This window comes from Streptomyces sp. NPDC006174 (assembly GCF_040614075.1).
Lineage (GTDB): Bacteria > Actinomycetota > Actinomycetes > Streptomycetales > Streptomycetaceae > Streptomyces.
In genome coordinates, this window is sequence record NZ_JBEXTJ010000029.1 from 1 (window position 1) to 3,179 (window position 3,179).

The 3,179-nt window shown below is 56.4% G+C and carries 1 rRNA gene; it reads left to right on the plus strand.

What is annotated here, in order from left to right:
• Nucleotides 1-32 precede the first annotated feature (32 nt).
• Nucleotides 33-3,157: ribosomal RNA gene (locus ABZ267_RS33155) — 23S ribosomal RNA — on the plus strand.
• Nucleotides 3,158-3,179 lie beyond the last annotated feature (22 nt).

Sequence of the window (3,179 nt, forward strand, 5' to 3'; positions counted from 1 at the left end):
TTGAGAACTGCACAGTGGACGCGAGCATCTGTGGCCAAGTTTTTAAGGGCGCACGGTGGATGCCTTGGCACCAGGAACCGATGAAGGACGTGGGAGGCCACGATAGTCCCCGGGGAGCTGTCAACCAAGCTTTGATCCGGGGGTTTCCGAATGGGGAAACCCGGCAGTCGTCATGGGCTGTCACCCGCTGCTGAACACATAGGCAGTGTGGAGGGAACGAGGGGAAGTGAAACATCTCAGTACCCTCAGGAAGAGAAAACAACCGTGATTCCGGGAGTAGTGGCGAGCGAAACTGGATGAGGCCAAACCGTATGTGTGTGATACCCGGCAGGGGTTGCGCATGCGGGGTTGTGGGAGTTTTCTTTCATAGTCTGCCGGCTGTGAGACGAGTCAGAAACCGTTGATGTAGGCGAAGGACATGCGAAAGGTCCGGCGTAGAGGGTAAGACCCCCGTAGCTGAAACATTAACGGCTCGTTTGAGAACCACCCAAGTAGCACGGGGCCCGAGAAATCCCGTGTGAATCTGGCGGGACCACCCGCTAAGCCTAAATATTCCCTGGTGACCGATAGCGGATAGTACCGTGAGGGAATGGTGAAAAGTACCGCGGGAGCGGAGTGAAATAGTACCTGAAACCGTGTGCCTACAAGCCGTGGGAGCGTCGCTGTGTGTGCTTGCACATGCAGTCGTGACTGCGTGCCTTTTGAAGAATGAGCCTGCGAGTTAGCGGTGTGTAGCGAGGTTAACCCGTGTGGGGAAGCCGTAGCGAAAGCGAGTCCGAATAGGGCGTTTGAGTTGCACGCTCTAGACCCGAAGCGGAGTGATCTAGCCATGGGCAGGTTGAAGCGGAGGTAAGACTTCGTGGAGGACCGAACCCACCAGGGTTGAAAACCTGGGGGATGACCTGTGGTTAGGGGTGAAAGGCCAATCAAACTCCGTGATAGCTGGTTCTCCCCGAAATGCATTTAGGTGCAGCGTCGTGTGTTTCTTGCCGGAGGTAGAGCACTGGATAGGCGATGGGCCCTACCGGGTTACTGACCTTAGCCAAACTCCGAATGCCGGTAAGTGAGAGCGCGGCAGTGAGACTGTGGGGGATAAGCTCCATGGTCGAGAGGGAAACAGCCCAGAGCATCGACTAAGGCCCCTAAGCGTACGCTAAGTGGGAAAGGATGTGGAGTCGCAGAGACAACCAGGAGGTTGGCTTAGAAGCAGCCACCCTTGAAAGAGTGCGTAATAGCTCACTGGTCAAGTGATTCCGCGCCGACAATGTAGCGGGGCTCAAGCGTACCGCCGAAGTCGTGTCATTCCAGCATGTACCCCCAACGGGGGCTGGGATGGGTAGGGGAGCGTCGTGTGCCGGGTGAAGCAGCCGCGGAAGCGAGTTGTGGACGGTTCACGAGTGAGAATGCAGGCATGAGTAGCGATACACACGTGAGAAACGTGTGCGCCGATTGACTAAGGGTTCCTGGGTCAAGCTGATCTGCCCAGGGTAAGTCGGGACCTAAGGCGAGGCCGACAGGCGTAGTCGATGGACAACCGGTTGATATTCCGGTACCCGCTTTGAAACGCCCAGTACTGAATCAGGCGATGCTAAGTCCGTGAAGCCGGCCCGATCTCTTCGGAGTTGAGGGTAGTGGTGGAGCCGATGAACCAGACTTGTAGTAGGTAAGCGATGGGGTGACGCAGGAAGGTAGTCCAGCCCGGGCGGTGGTTGTCCCGGGGTAAGGGTGTAGGACGCACGGTAGGTAAATCCGTCGTGCATGAAGTCTGAGACCTGATGCCGAGCCGATTGTGGTGAAGTGGATGATCCTATGCTGTCGAGAAAAGCCTCTAGCGAGTTTCATGGCGGCCCGTACCCTAAACCGACTCAGGTGGTCAGGTAGAGAATACCGAGGCGTTCGGGTGAACTATGGTTAAGGAACTCGGCAAAATGCCCCCGTAACTTCGGGAGAAGGGGGGCCATCACTGGTGATAGCACTTGCTGCTTGAGCTGGGGGTGGCCGCAGAGACCAGCGAGAAGCGACTGTTTACTAAAAACACAGGTCCGTGCGAAGCCGTAAGGCGATGTATACGGACTGACGCCTGCCCGGTGCTGGAACGTTAAGGGGACCGGTTAGTGCACTTTCGGGTGTGCGAAGCTGAGAACTTAAGCGCCAGTAAACGGCGGTGGTAACTATAACCATCCTAAGGTAGCGAAATTCCTTGTCGGGTAAGTTCCGACCTGCACGAATGGCGTAACGACTTCTCGACTGTCTCAACCATAGGCCCGGTGAAATTGCACTACGAGTAAAGATGCTCGTTTCGCGCAGCAGGACGGAAAGACCCCGGGACCTTTACTATAGTTTGATATTGGTGTTCGGTTCGGCTTGTGTAGGATAGGTGGGAGACTGTGAAGCGGCCACGCCAGTGGTTGTGGAGTCGTCGTTGAAATACCACTCTGGTCGTGCTGGATGTCTAACCTGGGTCCGTGATCCGGATCAGGGACAGTGTCTGATGGGTAGTTTAACTGGGGCGGTTGCCTCCTAAAGAGTAACGGAGGCGCCCAAAGGTTCCCTCAGCCTGGTTGGCAATCAGGTGTTGAGTGTAAGTGCACAAGGGAGCTTGACTGTGAGACCGACGGGTCGAGCAGGGACGAAAGTCGGGACTAGTGATCCGGCAGTGGCTTGTGGAAGCGCTGTCGCTCAACGGATAAAAGGTACCCCGGGGATAACAGGCTGATCTTCCCCAAGAGTCCATATCGACGGGATGGTTTGGCACCTCGATGTCGGCTCGTCGCATCCTGGGGCTGGAGTCGGTCCCAAGGGTTGGGCTGTTCGCCCATTAAAGCGGTACGCGAGCTGGGTTTAGAACGTCGTGAGACAGTTCGGTCCCTATCCGCTGTGCGCGTAGGAATATTGAGAAGGGCTGTCCCTAGTACGAGAGGACCGGGACGGACGAACCTCTGGTGTGCCAGTTGTCCTGCCAAGGGCATGGCTGGTTGGCTACGTTCGGAAAGGATAACCGCTGAAAGCATCTAAGCGGGAAGCCTGCTTCGAGATGAGTATTCCCACCCTCTTGAGGGGTTAAGGCTCCCAGTAGACGACTGGGTTGATAGGCCAGATGTGGAAGCCCTGTAAGGGGTGGAGCTGACTGGTACTAATAGGCCGAGGGCTTGTCCTCAGTTGCTCGCGTCCACTGTGTT